13 protein-coding genes and 1 tRNA gene are annotated in these 15,250 nt (G+C 58.1%); 4 read left to right on the plus strand and 10 right to left on the minus strand.

Annotation, left to right across the window (positions count from 1 at the left end):
- Positions 1-60: 60 nt before the first annotated feature.
- A complete protein-coding gene (locus ISN74_RS06440; RefSeq protein ID WP_188798488.1) occupies positions 61-696 on the minus strand; it encodes a hypothetical protein in 636 nt (211 codons plus the stop codon).
- Between the two features lie 894 nt (positions 697-1,590).
- On the opposite strand from ISN74_RS06440, the gene ISN74_RS06445 reads away from it, so the two are divergent.
- Genes ISN74_RS06445 through ISN74_RS06455 form a run of 3 tightly spaced genes read left to right on the plus strand, consistent with a single transcriptional unit; the run spans position 1,591 to position 6,957 of the window.
- Entirely contained in the window at positions 1,591-5,796 is a 4,206-nt protein-coding gene (locus ISN74_RS06445) for an RHS repeat-associated core domain-containing protein (RefSeq protein WP_188798490.1), read from the plus strand.
- Positions 5,790-6,302, plus strand: coding sequence for a hypothetical protein (locus tag ISN74_RS06450; RefSeq protein WP_188798492.1), 513 nt, complete (start codon positions 5,790-5,792; stop codon positions 6,300-6,302). The genes ISN74_RS06445 and ISN74_RS06450 overlap by 7 nt, the downstream gene beginning before the upstream one ends.
- Positions 6,303-6,339: 37 nt before the next feature.
- The gene (locus tag ISN74_RS06455; RefSeq protein ID WP_188798494.1) at positions 6,340-6,957 is read left to right on the plus strand and encodes a hypothetical protein; all 618 of its coding nucleotides are present in this window, start codon (positions 6,340-6,342) and stop codon (positions 6,955-6,957) included.
- A gap of 656 nt (positions 6,958-7,613) precedes the next feature.
- On the opposite strand, the gene ISN74_RS06460 is transcribed toward ISN74_RS06455, so the two are convergent.
- The 3 genes from ISN74_RS06460 to ISN74_RS06470 all read right to left on the minus strand — a co-directional run bounded on the left by ISN74_RS06460 (position 7,614) and on the right by ISN74_RS06470 (position 8,876).
- The gene (locus tag ISN74_RS06460) at positions 7,614-7,931 is read right to left on the minus strand and encodes an ankyrin repeat domain-containing protein (RefSeq protein ID WP_188798496.1); all 318 of its coding nucleotides are present in this window, start codon (positions 7,929-7,931) and stop codon (positions 7,614-7,616) included.
- Between the two features lie 249 nt (positions 7,932-8,180).
- Positions 8,181-8,266: transfer RNA gene (locus ISN74_RS06465), tRNA-Leu, on the minus strand.
- 28 nt (positions 8,267-8,294) lie between these two features.
- A complete protein-coding gene (locus tag ISN74_RS06470) occupies positions 8,295-8,876 on the minus strand; it encodes a cysteine dioxygenase family protein (protein WP_188798498.1) in 582 nt (193 codons plus the stop codon).
- A gap of 125 nt (positions 8,877-9,001) precedes the next feature.
- On the opposite strand from ISN74_RS06470, the gene ISN74_RS06475 reads away from it, so the two are divergent.
- Positions 9,002-9,319, plus strand: a complete 318-nt coding sequence (locus tag ISN74_RS06475) for a hypothetical protein (protein WP_188798500.1) — start codon at positions 9,002-9,004, stop codon at positions 9,317-9,319.
- Positions 9,320-9,476: 157 nt separating this feature from the next.
- On the opposite strand, the gene metX is transcribed toward ISN74_RS06475, so the two are convergent.
- The 6 genes from metX to ccmE all read right to left on the minus strand — a co-directional run bounded on the left by metX (position 9,477) and on the right by ccmE (position 15,146).
- Entirely contained in the window at positions 9,477-10,577 is a 1,101-nt protein-coding gene (metX, locus tag ISN74_RS06480) for a homoserine O-acetyltransferase MetX (RefSeq protein ID WP_188798502.1), read from the minus strand.
- A gap of 85 nt (positions 10,578-10,662) precedes the next feature.
- Positions 10,663-11,727, minus strand: a complete 1,065-nt coding sequence (locus ISN74_RS06485; RefSeq protein ID WP_188798503.1) for a tetratricopeptide repeat protein — start codon at positions 11,725-11,727, stop codon at positions 10,663-10,665.
- Positions 11,724-12,167 carry a cytochrome c-type biogenesis protein gene (locus ISN74_RS06490; protein ID WP_188798512.1) on the minus strand — a complete coding sequence of 148 codons (444 nt, stop codon included), beginning with the start codon at positions 12,165-12,167 and terminating at the stop codon, positions 11,724-11,726. The genes ISN74_RS06485 and ISN74_RS06490 overlap by 4 nt, the downstream gene beginning before the upstream one ends.
- A complete protein-coding gene (locus ISN74_RS06495; protein WP_188798514.1) occupies positions 12,167-12,709 on the minus strand; it encodes a DsbE family thiol:disulfide interchange protein in 543 nt (180 codons plus the stop codon). Before ISN74_RS06495 ends, ISN74_RS06490 begins: the two co-directional genes overlap by 1 nt.
- On the minus strand, positions 12,706-14,679 hold the full coding sequence (locus ISN74_RS06500) for a heme lyase CcmF/NrfE family subunit (protein WP_188798516.1): 1,974 nt from the start codon (positions 14,677-14,679) through the stop codon (positions 12,706-12,708). Before ISN74_RS06500 ends, ISN74_RS06495 begins: the two co-directional genes overlap by 4 nt.
- Positions 14,676-15,146 carry a cytochrome c maturation protein CcmE gene (gene ccmE / locus ISN74_RS06505; RefSeq protein WP_188798518.1) on the minus strand — a complete coding sequence of 157 codons (471 nt, stop codon included), beginning with the start codon at positions 15,144-15,146 and terminating at the stop codon, positions 14,676-14,678. Before ccmE ends, ISN74_RS06500 begins: the two co-directional genes overlap by 4 nt.
- Positions 15,147-15,250 lie beyond the last annotated feature (104 nt).

The raw sequence follows: 15,250 nt of genomic DNA on the forward strand, positions 1-15,250 counted from the left end.
TCGATAATCCCTGAAGCGTCTAGCGAATATTCCGATTCCATAGAGCCTTACCGAACGCCTTCAGGGATGACATCCCAATTCGGAATACTTCATCAGCATTTGTCGCTCGGTCAGACCCCGTTTAGCGAGTTCCTCATCGGTCATCCGGCTTTTGAATATCGCATCCTTGCAATTCAGTACGTGACCTGTCTCGCTGACTATTTCAGAAATGCTCGGCGGCGTTTGAACGTGTATCCCTGCTACTTTCACTAACTCACCATCTCCCGGTATGTGGGCTGGTGCGTCTTCATGTGAACGAGTCAGCGCTTGCTCGAACTGACTATTTCCATACGGAATAGCCGGTGGCTCAGGCGATTCTTGAGTGACAGGAGCAGGAGAGACCGGTGTAGCCGATGGGTCTGATGGACTGGACGTGATAACGCGCACCGCGTGCTTCTGCACTTCGACATGCACGGCGGATACGTGTATCGGGTTGGTACGTATCGGTTGTGGCGCCGGTACTTGCTTCGGTTCCGACAGGTTCACGAAGACAACATGCAGCGGCTCGCTTTCCAGCGTGTCGCGAGGCTTTGGCGGAATCGTCACCCAGATATAAAAGATCAGGTGCAGTATCAGGGTAAGGGCGATTGCAACGCTGCGAAGAAAAAAAGGTTTGGTTTCTTGCTGCGTAGCATTCCATGCTTTTGATGCTGGCACGAGAGTCCCCCCGATAAGATCTCACGTAAGACTTGATGGGGGATGTGAAGTTCCCATGGTTCATTACGGTGTCGTGAGGCTGTCGTGGATTCTTGCGAGCTCATGCTGAGCTTCCTTTTGGGACCACAGCCTCAACGGAGATATTTGAGTGGGCACAGCTCTTCTAAGCGAGCGTAGTTTCTTCGACAGGCTGCAGGCTACAATCGGCTCACCCCAGCAGTAGCTATGACCTCACCGATCTGGGGTAATGCCTTCACAGGGAACAGGGACAGGGGACAAAGCATGGATGGCTATCGCACCATCATTCCGTCTTTTGCAACGGGCCGGTTTGCGGCGTCGCTGGATGTTATAAAGGGGAATCACGTGAATCGGTTGCGTAACGCCTTCGGGGCGTGGACAAGTCGTGTCACACCATTACTAGTCGCAGGGTTCTTGCTAATGACCTTTGCTGCGGCCGCTCAGGCGCAAGATTGCAGCGCTGCCAACACGCGCTGCGTTGCGCCGATTACAGGACCATGGCGTTATACGAATACCTTCTATTTCAACAATGTGTCGTTTCCATCGTCTGGAGCACTGATCGATGCCCTTCAAGCGTACATTGTCAAAAGCTACAGCTACTATCCGTTCTCCGTTTCATCCGTCTCTCCTATCGACGAATCCGCTTCCGTCCTCGCCGAGCCGCCGCCAGTAAACAACTGCACAAGCGGTGGTTCCTTTATGTCGGGTGGCTCCCCGATGGTCGATTGGGGGGTGTGCGCAAAACAGGGGGCTGACTATAAGATTAGCTGGAACAACATCGGAACATTTGTCCTAAACACTGCGGGAGGAAACCCTCCTTCCTCGGAGGATGCAATAGAGGGCTCAGACCAGGCCAACCGTCCAGTTGGTTGCCCCGTGAACTACGGTGCTGAGGAATTTTGCTACATCACGACGACGGCTCTGCAGCCGGACAAGAGCCGCAAGCCGGGCGCTTGCAACAAGTGCCGTCCTTCCACGCCCGATCCGGTAGATATCGCTGAGGGCTTCATGTGGGAAAACGTCGACGATATCGATGCCACAAGCGGCCCGAGCCTTCAGCGCAACTATAATTCGCAAGCCAACATTATCGTTAGCCTGCAACTTAAACCGGCCGAAGGCTTTGGTTATGGCTGGCGTACCAATTACAGCCGCCGCGTGCGTTATACCGCCACTTCCACGCTAACTGGTGCGTATGTCGAGCGTCCCAGTGGCCAGATCGTTTATTTCAGTCAGAACGCCAGCACCGGCGTTTGGTCCACCGATCCCGATGTCCATAGCATGCTGACCGAGATCCAAAGTAACGGCAGCATCAACGGCTGGACCTATTTCGACGAAGACACCGGCGACACCGAAACGTACAACAGCTACGGCAACCTGACCCAGATCGTTCACCTGGGCGGCCGAGCGCTAACGTTTGCATACGATTCGCAGAACGAATTGATCTCCGTCACGGACGATTTTGGGCGGAGCCTCACGTTTAACTACACCTCACCCAGTGGTGCCACGTACACTGGAAACGTACAGAGCGTGACCGACAGTGCGGGAAAAGTCTGGACCTACACCTACAACACCTCCAATAACACGTTGACCCAAGTGACGGCTCCCGATGGCTCGGCCATCGTCTACCACTACGAAAACTCCAATAATCCAGAGCTAGTCACCGGCGAAGGCTACGTGCCGGCCAGTGGTACGGAGGCACGCTATTCGTGGTTTACCTATGACAACAACAGCCGCGTCACGCAAGGTTATGACGGCGGCAATGCCAATCAAACGGCGCTGACCTACAACGGCAACGGTGCAGTAACTGTCGTCAACACGCTTTCTGCAAGCCAGACACAAACGCGCAACTACACCTTCAACATCGTGCAAGGCATGTCGAAGCTGGCCAGCATCTCCGGCAATTGCGACAGCACTTGCGGACCACAGAGCACTAACTTCGACAGCAGCGGCGACCTGCTTAGTGAAACGGACTTCAACGGTGTCGTTACCAACCACAGCTACAGCCCTGATGGGGCGGGCCTGGAAGTTCAACGCATCGAGGCCGCGGGCACGTCGGCACAACGTACCGTGCAGACAGATTGGAACGAAACGCTTCGTCTTCCTGTCGAGCGGCGCGCGTTGGATATCAACAACAATCTAGTTAGGCGCGAAGATTGGGTCTACAACACTGTTGGGGCAGTGCAAGTGCATTGCTTGATTGATCCCACCAACAGCGCTGCCTCCGGTTATAGCTGCAATGCTACGGGCACGGCGCCCGCGGGTGTACGCCGCAGCACTTACACCTACTGCACCGCCGTCGACACCGTGCAGTGCCCACTGGTCGGCCTGCTGCTCACCGCCACCGGACCACGCACGGATCTCACCCAAGCCACCACCTACAGCTATTACCTGGCAGCCAGCGCGGTGAACTGCGGCACCCCCGGCGCGGCCTGCTACCAACCCGGTGACTTGCATACCGTCACCGACGCGGCAGGCCACGTCACCACCGTCGCCTCCTACGACGCTGATGGTCGCATCACCAGGCTCACCGACATCAATGGTGTCAACACCGATCTGACCTACACCCCACGCGGCTGGCTGGCGACCCGCACAGTCAACGGTGCCACCACAACGTTCACCTATACCGCCTACGGAGCGGTGGCCTCTATCGCTGATCCGGATGGCGTGACCACCACCTACGGCTACGACACCGCCCATCGCTTGAACAAGATCACCGATGCGCTGGGCAACTACATCGTCTACACCCTGGACGCGGCCGGTGACAAAACGGCTGAGCAGGTCTACGACCCCAGCGGCACCTTGCACAAGGGCCTCACTCGCACCTTCAACACCCTGGGCCAGCTCACCACGGTGGTCGATGGCCTGAGCAACACGGTGTTCAACGCCAACACCAGCACCAGCTACGACGCCAATGGCAACCTGATCCAAAGCAGCGATGCCCTGGGTATCCAGCGCAAGCTTGGCTACGACGCGCTCAACCGTCTCGTCAGTGCCATCGACAACTACAACGGCAGCGATCCGGCCACCCAAAACACCACCACCGGCTACCAATACGACAGCCTGGACCGCCTCACCCAGGTCACTGACCCCAGCAGCCTCGCCACCACGTATAGCTACGATGGCCTGAGCGATGCGACCGGTCAGGTCAGCCCGGATACCGGCACGACAAACCGCACTTTCGATGCAGCGGGCAACGTCTTCACCCGCACGGATGCCAAGGGGATCACCGCGACGAATACCTTCGATGTCCTCAATCGCCTAACAAGCACCAGCTACGCCGACACCACGCAGAACGTGACCTACACGTACGATGAGGCCAATAGCGTGACCGGGTGCAGCAGCTCGTACCCCACCGGTCGCCTGACCCGGATCATCGAAAACAGCGTCACCACGGTGTACTGCTATGACGCGTGGGGCCGTGTCATCCAGAAGCAGCAGGTCACCGCGGCGGGCACGGACACCACCGGGTATTCCTACACCGCGGCAGGGCGTCTGAGCGGCATCGTGTACCCCAGCGGCACGCTGGTGAGCTATGCCCGGGACGGTGATGGCCGCATCCAGACCGTCACGGTGACGCCGCCCGGTGGTACGGCCAGCGCGGTGGTGAGTAACGTCACCTATCAACCGTTCGGGCCGGTCAGCGGGTATAGCTTGGGCAATGGGCAGGCGATCGCTCGGACCTACGATGCCAACTACAGGCTAACGGATCTGACAAGTCCAGCGTTCAACTTGCATGTTGCAAGAGACTCGATGGGTGACATCACGGCGATCGGCAATGCAGCTGGCGCCAACCCAGCCACAGAGACTTACGCTTACGATCCGCTGTATCGGTTGCTCAGCGTGACCGAAGCTGGCGGCGGTGTGTTGGAGAGCGTGACCTACAACCCGACCGGCGACCGGCTGAGCAAGGCCGGCTCGGGACTGGATACGGGCACCTACTCGTATAACTCCGGGACGCACCAGCTCAACGCCGTGGGTAATAACGCTTTCAGCGTGGACGCTGATGGCAACACCACGGCGATGACGCAGGCGGGTAGTACCTACGGTTTCGGGTACAGCGACCGCAACAGGATGACCATTGCGCAAGTGGCTGGCGTTACGGTGGGGAACTACACGTACAACGCCTTGGGACAGCGTATCCAGAAGGTTGCCAGTAGTGCGACCGAGCGGTATGACTACAACGAAGCTAGCCAGATGCTGGGGGAGTACGGCATCACAAATCGGGATTACATATGGCTTGATGGCATCCCAGTGGCCAACGTTGATACGTCAGGGTCGGCCAGCACGATTGCCTACGTAACGGCTGACCAACTCGGTACACCACGCGCGATTGCCACCAGCAACGGCACGACCGAGTGGCAGTTGCCGAATCAGGGCAATCCATGGAACGAAGTCTCCCCGATTTCGAGCGGCTATACGTACAACCTGGGTCTTCCGGGGCAGTATTTTGACGCGGAAACGGGGCAGATGAACTGGGGATTCCGTACCTACAATTCAGGGTTGGGGCGCTCACCGCAAAGCGATCCGATGGGATTGTTCGGCGGCCAATCGAGCACATATGCCTACGTCGGCAACAATCCGTTAATTAGAACTGATCCAAAAGGGCTTGCGTGCAATGGTCAAGGCTGTTGGACAACGCCAAATGAGCGACGCTATCTAGAAGGCGGTGATTATCTTGGGTACTACGGCGCAGCATGCTCGGGTGGTGATAGCTATGCTTGCTTCGCACAGCATGTGGCAGCAAACGACGATTTTATGGGGCACCTTGCAACGAATAGACTGAGTGATGCTATTGATGTTGAAGCCGAGAGGAATCATCAGTGCTCTGATAAACAAGCGATACTCAATCAGATACGTGAGGATCTAGCAAACGCTTACGCTAACTACCTGCCTAGCTCGGAGGATCAGGCACGCTGGCCGGTAGCAGAAGATGTTGCTGCCTTCCATTGGGCTGTATTCGCCCAGTTCGGTTTGCCGCCATCAACATTTGGCGGAACACCGCTTGGTGCGTGGGCTGGCGTAATTGCGCCCGATGTTTGGTGCCCGAATTGCAGTGTTGCAGCGGAGAATGGGCCATGGTGATAGATCAAGGCAAAAACATGAAAAAAGGTATCAAGTCACAAACATCTAAGGCATTTGTTGTGGCATGGATGGCATCAGTTGCAGTGGCGTTTGTAGCTGGCTGCCTTCATTCCATTCACATGGAGAGCGGTCATGTTGCTGAGTTTTTGAAAGGCATAATCTCGGGAAACAGAGATGCACTAACTACCTTTTTCCTTGTGGGATTGGTTGCTGCAATAGCGGCGGCGCTCATTTCTGCGCTGGTCATCGTTTTTATTGCTTGGCCGCTGTATTTGGCAGCGCGGCGACATAGGGTGCTTTCTTTGGCCGCCTACTTGTTCGCTGGCTTTCTTGTCTCGCTAATCGTGACCGGGATTCTCTTACTCACTCAGCGATACTTAGACCCTTTGCTTCCCAGTGACTATAAGCTTGAAGTCATTTCAATTCTGATTGCGGGACCAGTCGCCGCGATGTCGTTCTGGCTATTGGCGCGTCCGGACCGATACAACGATTACCCGAACCAGTAGGCCGTGATCGTCAACAATGTATGTTATGGATTCTTTCGTGCAATCCATCGCTGAAAGTGACCTTGGTGATTGCATCACCAAGGTCATCCACACCGGAGAGGGTTGCCTGAAGCCTTGCGTGCGCTGTCAAGGACATATCGCCAGGCCCAGGGTCCGCCAATTAGGTAGTTATGCTCAGATGAAACGATCCCAGCATTCACGACCCCTATGGATTGGCTTAGTGGCCTGCATTCTGTTCGCGCCGATGCTACTGGCCGGTCTTATGGTCATGTCCCCTTACAGCATCATGATTCCGCCGATCGGTATCCTTCTTGTTGGCGTACTTATATCGGGTGCTACCACTGTCTTAATCGCGTTGCCACTCGTTCTGTGGCTCCGCAAACGCGGCAAGCTCAGCGCGGTCAATGTGTGCGCCATGAGTATCCTGATTGGAGCGCTGTTATTCGCAGCATTCAACTTTAATCAGAACTATTTTCCACATATGAAGGACAAATCTTTGGCCTTGTGGATAGCCGAGCGGGCTGCTTTGAAGTCTATAGTGCCGGGTGGCATTCTGGGTCTTCTATCGGCGGCGGCGCTATGCGTCGGGGCAGGAATAACCGTTCTTCCAAACGGCAACCATACTGGGATCAAAGGGGTCAGAAACCTTTTTTAGGGCGCTCACGCGGTCGAATTTTTGCCGCGCACCCAAGTTCAGCTTCAATGATGGCCTGAAATTGGTTTGTTCGCAGTGCGTGTTGCTGTTGAAGATGAGCACGCGGAAAAGTGTTCTGACCCGTTTGTTGCTGCAATTTGGGGAAGATGGCATATCCACGGTCAGCTACGAAGACACAGACAGTTTTGCCGTTACCAAGGATTTTCTGAGCCACTATCCGCGACGACTAGAACAGCTCTTTGCCGATCCATAGAGATGGTTTGCCAACCCCGATGCGCTAAACAAACAATGAGCCATGAAGGTAGTGCCACGCAGGTGCGTAGGTTTCGCAAACGTCTGATTGACCCGGACGAGCCATTTAAATAGACGTCAACACTTCTTGTTGTCCCTTCCGCAACGACGCAGAGTCATTGGTAACGCGCTGAAACAACGAGTGCGTTGACTGATGCAGCTTTTTGCCCAGCGCAGGGCCTTCAACCTGGAGGCGCGGCATATTCGGTTGATCCGTAGCCCGCAAACTACCGACACCCGACCGCCACCCTTCGGTGTGGCGTTTTTCTATGTCTTCAGGGGTTCGAGCCATTATCAGAGCCGATATTAATGGCGCTTTGCGTTTGGCTTGAAGCAGTGCTCTTATTGAAGGTTGGGTATGCACCTTATTCACGCGCTCCGGCCTCGAGCAGAAACCCGGCGATTGCCCAATGCTCCGCATTTCTGGCGGCCATGATCGCCGTGCGCCCATTGCGATCTTGCGCATTTACATCGACGTCCGCATCGATTAGTACCAACACAATACGGTCATGACCCTTTTCCGCGGCCAAAGTTATCGCAGGCACACCTTTCTCATCTCGCGCATTAGCATCTGCACCACACGAAACAGCCGTTCTGACCCCTTCAAGGTCACCTTTGTTCACACACTCGATAAGCCACTCGTTATTTACTTCGTCATACCACTTCGGATCTCCCTCATCCATACCTCGCCCCTTCGCTCAGTTCGTGATTTGGCGGATAGGTCTGGACTTATCCGCGTGCCCGGCCGCGATGTTACCTGGCACATGCGTTGCCACTAAAGTTCGAGTCGGGAAGTAAAGGCGCCGCAGTGGTGCGCCACTGCATCAAGGATGACCGCCGCTCTCTTACACGGGCGGCGTTTTCTTTTTTGCGGACTGAAGTTAGACAAATTTCAGGCAATAAAAAACGCGCCAATGGCGCGTTTTTTAAGCTGGTACCGGTGATAGGACTCGAACCTACACGACATCGCTGCCAGTGGATTTTGAGTCCACCGCGTCTACCATTCCGCCACACCGGCACGTGAGCGAACACCTATTATGCAGGTTTCAGTTCACCGGGTCGAGAGTCAGCTGGCGATCGTGGCGCTCGTAACCGTGTTCCTGGCCTTTGGGTTGGAAAATGGCGCAGTGGGTCATGTTGCCGGAGTAGATGTGCAGGCTGACGGCCACGGTGTCGTCGCTGGGGTTGCGGATGGTGTGGTACTCGTGGGGCGGGATCAGGCTGCCGGCGGAGCCGGGGCCGGCCTGGATCGAGCCGACCGGCTGGAACTGGCACAGGCCGTCTTCGTCGGCCAGGCGTTCGTACTGCACCACTTCCAGGGAGCCGCTCCACACGCCTTCCACGCACCACATGCCACAGTGGTCATGGATGGGGGTGCCCTGGCCGGGGCCCCAGGTCATGGCCACCACGCAATAGCCAAGGTCGTCGCTGTGATACAGCTCGCGACGGGCGTAGCGGTCTTCGGCGGTCTCGAACACGCACTCGGGGAGCAAGATCTCCTTGCTGCGGATCAGCTTGCACAGGCTGTTGCGCAGGCTGTCGGTGATCGCGGGTGTGGAACCTTTGGCAACGGCTTCGTCGATGGCGCTGATGAGCTTTTGACAGCCGGGAAATTCCGTGGTGAGCATGGTGATCTCGGATAAGACTGGGTTTGCAGGTAACCCGTATGAAAGAACAAACCGGCTGAAGCCTGGATGAGGCTTCTCTGCTAGCCTTTTGTGATCAATGCCTGATCGGGCCCAAAGGGGGATCCATGGGTGTCATGGTGATTGTAGCGTACCGCCCCAAGCCGGGGCGTGAGGAGGATCTGGACGCCCTGGTCCGCGAGCACGTGCCCTGCCTGCGCGCGCTGGGACTGGTGACCGAGCGTCCGGCCCAGGCCATGCGCGCCAAAGACGGCACGGTGGTCGAGGTTTTCGAGTGGGCGAACGGCGCGATCGAGGCTGCGCACAACAGCTCACGCGTGGCGGACTTGTGGGAGCGGTTCGCCAACACCTGTGACTATGTGCCGCTGTGTGAGCTGCCGGAGGGGGCGGCGACGTTTGCCGAATTCGAGCCGATCGCGTTGTAGTACGTCAGACCGTATGTCGTCACTCCGGCGAAGGCCGGAGTCCATGTGTGGTTTTCGGTGCGGTTGCGGATAGATCCTGGCCTTCCTCGCTCATCAAAGCCGGGCACATCCGTGTGCCCTCTCCGCGTACGCCGGGATGACGCCGAAGTAGGGGCGATCAGAGTTTCGACAGAAAGCCACCGATGGCGCGGCTGTAGTTTTCGATATCCACCAGGAACGCATCGTGGCCTTGCGGTGAATCCAGCGCGACGAATTCCACGTTTGCGCCGGCCGCCTCAAGCCCTTCGGCGATTTGTTCTTGTTGCTCCAGCGGAAAAAGGATATCGGTGCTGACGCCGATCACCAGCGCGCGCTCGATATGGATGCGCTTAAGCCCTTCCAGCACGCTGCCCTGACCGTATTCGGCAATGTCGAACCAGTCGCTGGCGCGTGACAGGTAGAGGTAGCTGTTGGGATCGAAGGTACGTACGAAGCGTTGCGCATGGCCTTCCAGATATGACTCCACCTGGAATTCAAAGCCGAAGGGTTGTTCTTCGCGTTGTTCGGGATCGAGCCGGATGCGTGCGAAGCGACCGTTCCATTCCATTGCCGAGCGGTAGGTGATCACGCCGAGCTTTCGCGCGATGCTCATGCCGGTGTCCGGATAGTGCGCGTGGTCGTACTGGCCATCGTTCCAATTGGGGTCGAGCCGGATCGCTTCGCGTTGCAGCGAGCGGATGGCGATAGCGAACGGCTGTGCCTGCGGTGCAGTGTCTACGCTGATATGCGCGTGTACGCTGCCTGGATGCAGCAACATGTACGCCAGTGCACTCATGCCGCCCATCGAGCAGCCGATCAGGCAGGCCAACGTGTCGATGCCCAGGCTGGCAACCATCGCGTGTGCGGCGTTGGCGACGTCTTCCAGTGAAAGGTCAGGAAAGGTCAGGCGATAGGGCTCGCCGGTCGCCGGATCGATCGAGGCGGGGCAGGTGGAGCCCTTGTCGCTGCCCAGTGAGTTCATGCAGATCACGAACCAGCGTGTGGTGTCGATAGCCTTGCCCGGCCCGAGCATGCCTTCCCACCAGCCGGGCGATGGATCCGTCGGGTTGGATGCGGCGTGTGCGCTTGGCGATAACCCGGTAAAGATCAGTACGGCATTGTCGCGCGCCGCGTTCAGCGTGCCCCAGGTCTCATAGGCGACATGCGCGCCATGCAGTGCACCACCGCGCTTCATCGCAAAGGGCGACTGCAGTTTGAAGTATTGGCGGGCGTCCTTCATGACGATTTCCTTGATCCCGATGTGCTTGCATTCAAGACATGACGTGGTGCCGTTGAAGTGTGCCGGCGCTCTGCCAAGTTACGGGCTAATCATGCACTTTGTCGATCAGGATGTTGACCGGCGTTTTGCTGTCCACAGCGACAACACCGGCATCGCCTTCCAGATCTCCGGTCTGGGCGACCGCTTCACCACTATGACTGATACGTGCGCCGACAAAAACGCGCTGCACGGATGACAATTTCATGGACGGCATCATGCCCATGGCATCGGTCAGCGTCACCGTAGTTGGCAACTGGCTGGCATCGAGCCTCGCGACCGCGAGCGGCATCGGCGGACCGTTTTCCGCACGCGCGTAGACGAATAACGTATCACCGGTGGTGAGTTTTTGTTTGAGTGCCGGAGCCAATGCCACCTTCACCTGCAAGGCAGGTTCTTGTGAATGGTCCGATGACGGCGGCGTGCGGGTGCTTGAAGTCGGCGCAGGTTTGCCACTTGCCCGCGCTTCAGCCAGCGCGATTTGCTGCGCGACAGCCTGAGCCACGCTCGAGCCGGGCTGCAATTGCGGCTGCAACACGCGCCAGGTAGCTGCCGCATCGGCGTATTGGCCTTGCTGATAATCGCTGATGCCGAGCAACCAAAGGCCACGTTGATTATCAGGCTCAAGCTTGACCGCCTGTTGCAGCAAATCGCGCGCGCGGCCCTGGATGCGATGATCGGGCTGTGCGGCAGCATCGGCTTCGGCCCAGCCTGTCATGGCTGCCGTATCGTTCGGGGTGAGCTGCAGCACATGATCAAAAGCATCGCGCGCATCGCCGGGCTTCTGCATTTCCATCGCTGCTTGGGCGAGCAGCATCCAGCCTTGTGCATCCTTGGGATTGGCGGCGAGGTGGGCGCGCAGTTCGTCCAGTGCCGTGTTGATGTCTGTGGTCGTTTGCGTCTGCGTCGGTATGCCGTTAAGCACCGAAGGCGTACCGATCTGCAGATAGAGCAGGGCGGCACCGACAGGAACGACCAGTGCCACGAACAACATCAGCACGAAGATGCCACGTGGGCTACGCGAGCGCCGGCCGTGACGTAGCAGGGGAAGCAGCAGTAATGCCAACGCCACAGCGATCATCACTGCGGCGGCTATGTAAAAGGCAGGTTTCACCAATCATCCCCACTGTCGACGGGTGCTGCGGGCATGCTGGCCCGGCTGCGCTTGCGGATCGTGTAGCCAACGGCGAAGCCACCTGCAATTAGGATCAGCAGTGGCCCGAACCATAGCAGCCAGGTGTGTGCGTTCACGGGCGGATCGTAAAGCACGAAATCAGAATAACGATCCACCAGATATTGCTTGATTTCCGCGTCGCTCTTGCCCTGCTGCATTAGCTCAAACACCTTGTGGCGCAGGTCGCGCGCAAAGTCGGCGTTAGAGTCGGCGAGATTTTCATCCTGGCAGACAAGACAGCGCAACTCGCTGGTGAGGTGCTGGAAGCGCAGTTCCTCGGCATGATCGCGGAACGGCAGCGGATCGATGGCCTGTGCCGCCACCACGCCAGTGATGGCGATCAGCAGGACAAGCAAGGCAGTGCGAAGGAAGTTGCCCATTACGGCGCTTCCTTCTGCAAGGCCGCAATCGCCGGCTTGAGTTGCTGCGCGATGATCTCCGGCGTCAACGGGCCGATGCGCTTGTAGCGGATCACGCCCTTGCCATCGATGAGGAAAGTTTCCGGCGCACCGTACACGCCGAAATCGATCGCGGTATGGCCGGATTCGTCGGTGATCACTGTGTTGTAAGGATTACCGTGTTTTGCCAGCCATGCCTTGGCATCGTTGGGGTCGTCCTTGTAGTCGTAGCCGACCACCGGAATACCGAGATTTTGTGATTCAGCCATCAGCACGGGGTGTTCGTCGCCGCAGGCGAAACACCAGCTGGCAAACACGTTCACCAGGTAGGGCTTGCCCAGCATGGATTCCTTGGTCACCGTCTGCGCGGGTTCATCCAGTTTGGGCAGGGCAAAGGCAGGTGCGGGTTTATTGATTAGTGGCGAGGGCACCGCAGTAGGATCGTGCGAACTGTTCCACCAGATACCAAAACCGAGCAGGGCTGCGAGCAACAGGAATCCGAAAAAGGGCAGCAGACGGCTCATGCCTGGGACTCCTGCGCCGGTGCAGCGAGCGGCTGCACCGTTTCGGATTCGCGTTTCACACGGAAACGCCGATCCGCCGCACTGACGAAGCCACCTAGCATCATGAGCAGGCCACCACCCCATATCCAGCGGATAAAGGGCTTGGTGTAAAGACGCAACGCCCACGCACCTTCGATGTGCTGCGGATCCATCGGCTCGCCCAAGGCAACATACAGATCGCGTGTGATGCCGGGATCGACAGCGGAGGTGGTTTGCACTTGCTCGTGCGAATAGGTGCGTTTCTGTGGATGCATCACGGCCACTGTTGCACCGCTGCGCGATACGGTAACCACGCCTTGCGCGGCCTCCCAGTTCGGACCGGTTGCTTTCGTAACGCCGTCGAAGCGGAACTCGTAGCCGCCCACCGAAGCGACTTGTCCTGGCGACATGCGCACATCGCGTGTAACGCTGAGTGATTCGGACAGCAACACGCCAATCACAAAGATCGCCACGCCGACATGTGCCAGCAGCATGCCCCCCATTTCAGCGGGATAACGGCGACCTGCAGGCATCTCGCGCCAGCGCTTGACCACGTACAGCACGACGCCCACGCCAACCCACACGGCACCGGCGACACCGGCGATGGCCTTGAGCTGTCCTTCCACAAAGAACGCCGCGATTACTGCGCAGGCTGCTGCAGCGATACCTGCACGCACCAGTACTTGCTTGAGCACGGGCGCATCGCTCTTGCCCCAGCGCAGGAACGGACCAAACGGCAGCAGCACGACCACCGGCAACATCAGCAGCGGAAACAGCAGGCCGAAGTAGGGCGGGCCTACCGAGATCTTGCCCAGATTCAGCGCGTCGCCCAGCAGCGGGAAAAGTGTGCCGAGTAACACCATCGCCGCGGCTACGGTGAACATCAGGTTGCCGATCAAGATCGCACTTTCGCGAGAAACCAGGGCGAACGCTTTGCCGCCGGCGACTTTCGGCGCACGCAGTGCGTATAGCAACAACGATCCGCCGACCACGATGGCGAGGAAGCAGAGTATGTAAGTGCCGCGGCGCGGATCAGAGGCAAAGGCATGAACGGAAGTAAGAATGCCCGAACGCACCAGGAACGTGCCCAGCAGCGATAGCGAAAAGGCAAATAGCGACAGCAGAATTGTCCACGCGCGCAGCGAACCGCGCTTCTCCGTCACCGCCTGCGCATGAATCAAGGCCACGCCCACCAGCCACGGCATGAAGCTGGCGTTCTCCACCGGATCCCAGAACCACCAGCCGCCCCAGCCCAGTTCCGCATACGCCCACCAACTGCCGGCGACAATGCCGCAAGACAGAAAGCCCCACGCTGCATTGGTCCACGGCCGCGCCCAGCGCACCCAGGCCTGCTCCATCGAACCACCCAGCAACGCGGCGATGGAGAACGCGAAGGCCACCGAGAAACCCACATAGCCCATGTACAACACAGGCGGATGAAAGGTCATGCCCGGGTCTTGCAGGATCGGATTGAGATCGGCGCCGTCGGGCGGCATCGGCAGCAGTCGCGCGAACGGGTTGGAGGTGAACAGGATGAAGCAGAGAAACCCGACCGAAATGATTCCCAGCACACTCAACACGCGTGAAAGAAACACCTCAGGCAGTTGCCGGCTGAAGAGTGCAAACGCCACCGTCCAGACGTTGAGAATCAGCACCCACAGCAGCATCGAACCTTCGTGCGCGCCCCACACGGCAGCGATGCGGTAATACCAGGGCAACTGCACATTGGAATTGTCCGCGACGTACTGCACCGAAAAATCAAAACGCAGGAATGCCCACACCAGGATTGCGAACGCCAGCGCGACGAACACGGCTTGTCCGGTGGCTGCCGGTCGCGCCACGGCCATCAGTGCGCGATTGCCTCGCCATGCGCCGACCAGCGGCAGGATGCTTTGCGCCAGCGCCAGCATCAGGGCAAGAATCAGCGCCAGTTGGCCGAGTTCAGGGGTCATGGCTGCGGCTTGTCCTGGTTGGCAGCTTCATCGATGTGCTTGCCGGCGTGCGCCTTGGTCATCGCATCTTTCAGCTCTTTGGGCATGTAGGTTTCGTCGTGTTTGGCCAGCACTTCGGTGGCGACGAAGCGGCCGTTGTCCATGTGGCCGGTCGTGATCACCGATTGGTTCTCGCGGAACAGATCAGGCAGGATGCCGTCGTACTCCACCGGCATGGCACCGCTGGCATCGATGACGGTAAAGGTGACCTTGAGCGAATCACTGCTGCGCTGTATCGATCCTTGTTTCACCATGCCGCCGAGGCGGAACGTTTTGTAGTGCGTCGCTTCGCCCGCCTGCACCTGGCTCGGTGTAAACAGGTAGTTCATGTTCTGCTGCAGGGCGTACACAGCCAGCGCCGCGGAAATGATCACGGCGACGAGAACAATGATGACGATGGTGAGCCGGCGTTGGCGCGTTGGATTCATATTTGGACTTGCAGTTGCTTTACGCCCTCTCCCCTTCGGGGAGAGGGCTGGGGTGAGGGGACAATCTTGCGATGCGGATTGTTCTCTAGCATGGAGTTATCGCT

The organism is Dyella caseinilytica, assembly GCF_016865235.1.
In the GTDB taxonomy this organism is placed as follows: Bacteria; Pseudomonadota; Gammaproteobacteria; order Xanthomonadales; family Rhodanobacteraceae; genus Dyella_B; species Dyella_B caseinilytica.

Excerpts from the sequence above, each read along its gene's own strand:
- ISN74_RS06450 (WP_188798492.1), top strand. The coding sequence starts at position 5,790 with ATGGTGATAGATCAAGGCAAAAACATGAAAAAAGGTATCAAGTCACAA.
- ISN74_RS06460 (WP_188798496.1), bottom strand. The coding sequence starts at position 7,931 with ATGGATGAGGGAGATCCGAAGTGGTATGACGAAGTAAATAACGAGTGG.
- ISN74_RS06470 (WP_188798498.1), bottom strand. The coding sequence starts at position 8,876 with ATGCTCACCACGGAATTTCCCGGCTGTCAAAAGCTCATCAGCGCCATC.
- ISN74_RS06475 (WP_188798500.1), top strand. The coding sequence starts at position 9,002 with ATGGGTGTCATGGTGATTGTAGCGTACCGCCCCAAGCCGGGGCGTGAG.
- metX (WP_188798502.1), bottom strand. The coding sequence starts at position 10,577 with ATGAAGGACGCCCGCCAATACTTCAAACTGCAGTCGCCCTTTGCGATG.
- ISN74_RS06490 (WP_188798512.1), bottom strand. The coding sequence starts at position 12,167 with ATGGGCAACTTCCTTCGCACTGCCTTGCTTGTCCTGCTGATCGCCATC.
- ISN74_RS06495 (WP_188798514.1), bottom strand. The coding sequence starts at position 12,709 with ATGAGCCGTCTGCTGCCCTTTTTCGGATTCCTGTTGCTCGCAGCCCTG.
- ISN74_RS06500 (WP_188798516.1), bottom strand. The coding sequence starts at position 14,679 with ATGACCCCTGAACTCGGCCAACTGGCGCTGATTCTTGCCCTGATGCTG.
- ccmE (WP_188798518.1), bottom strand. The coding sequence starts at position 15,146 with ATGAATCCAACGCGCCAACGCCGGCTCACCATCGTCATCATTGTTCTC.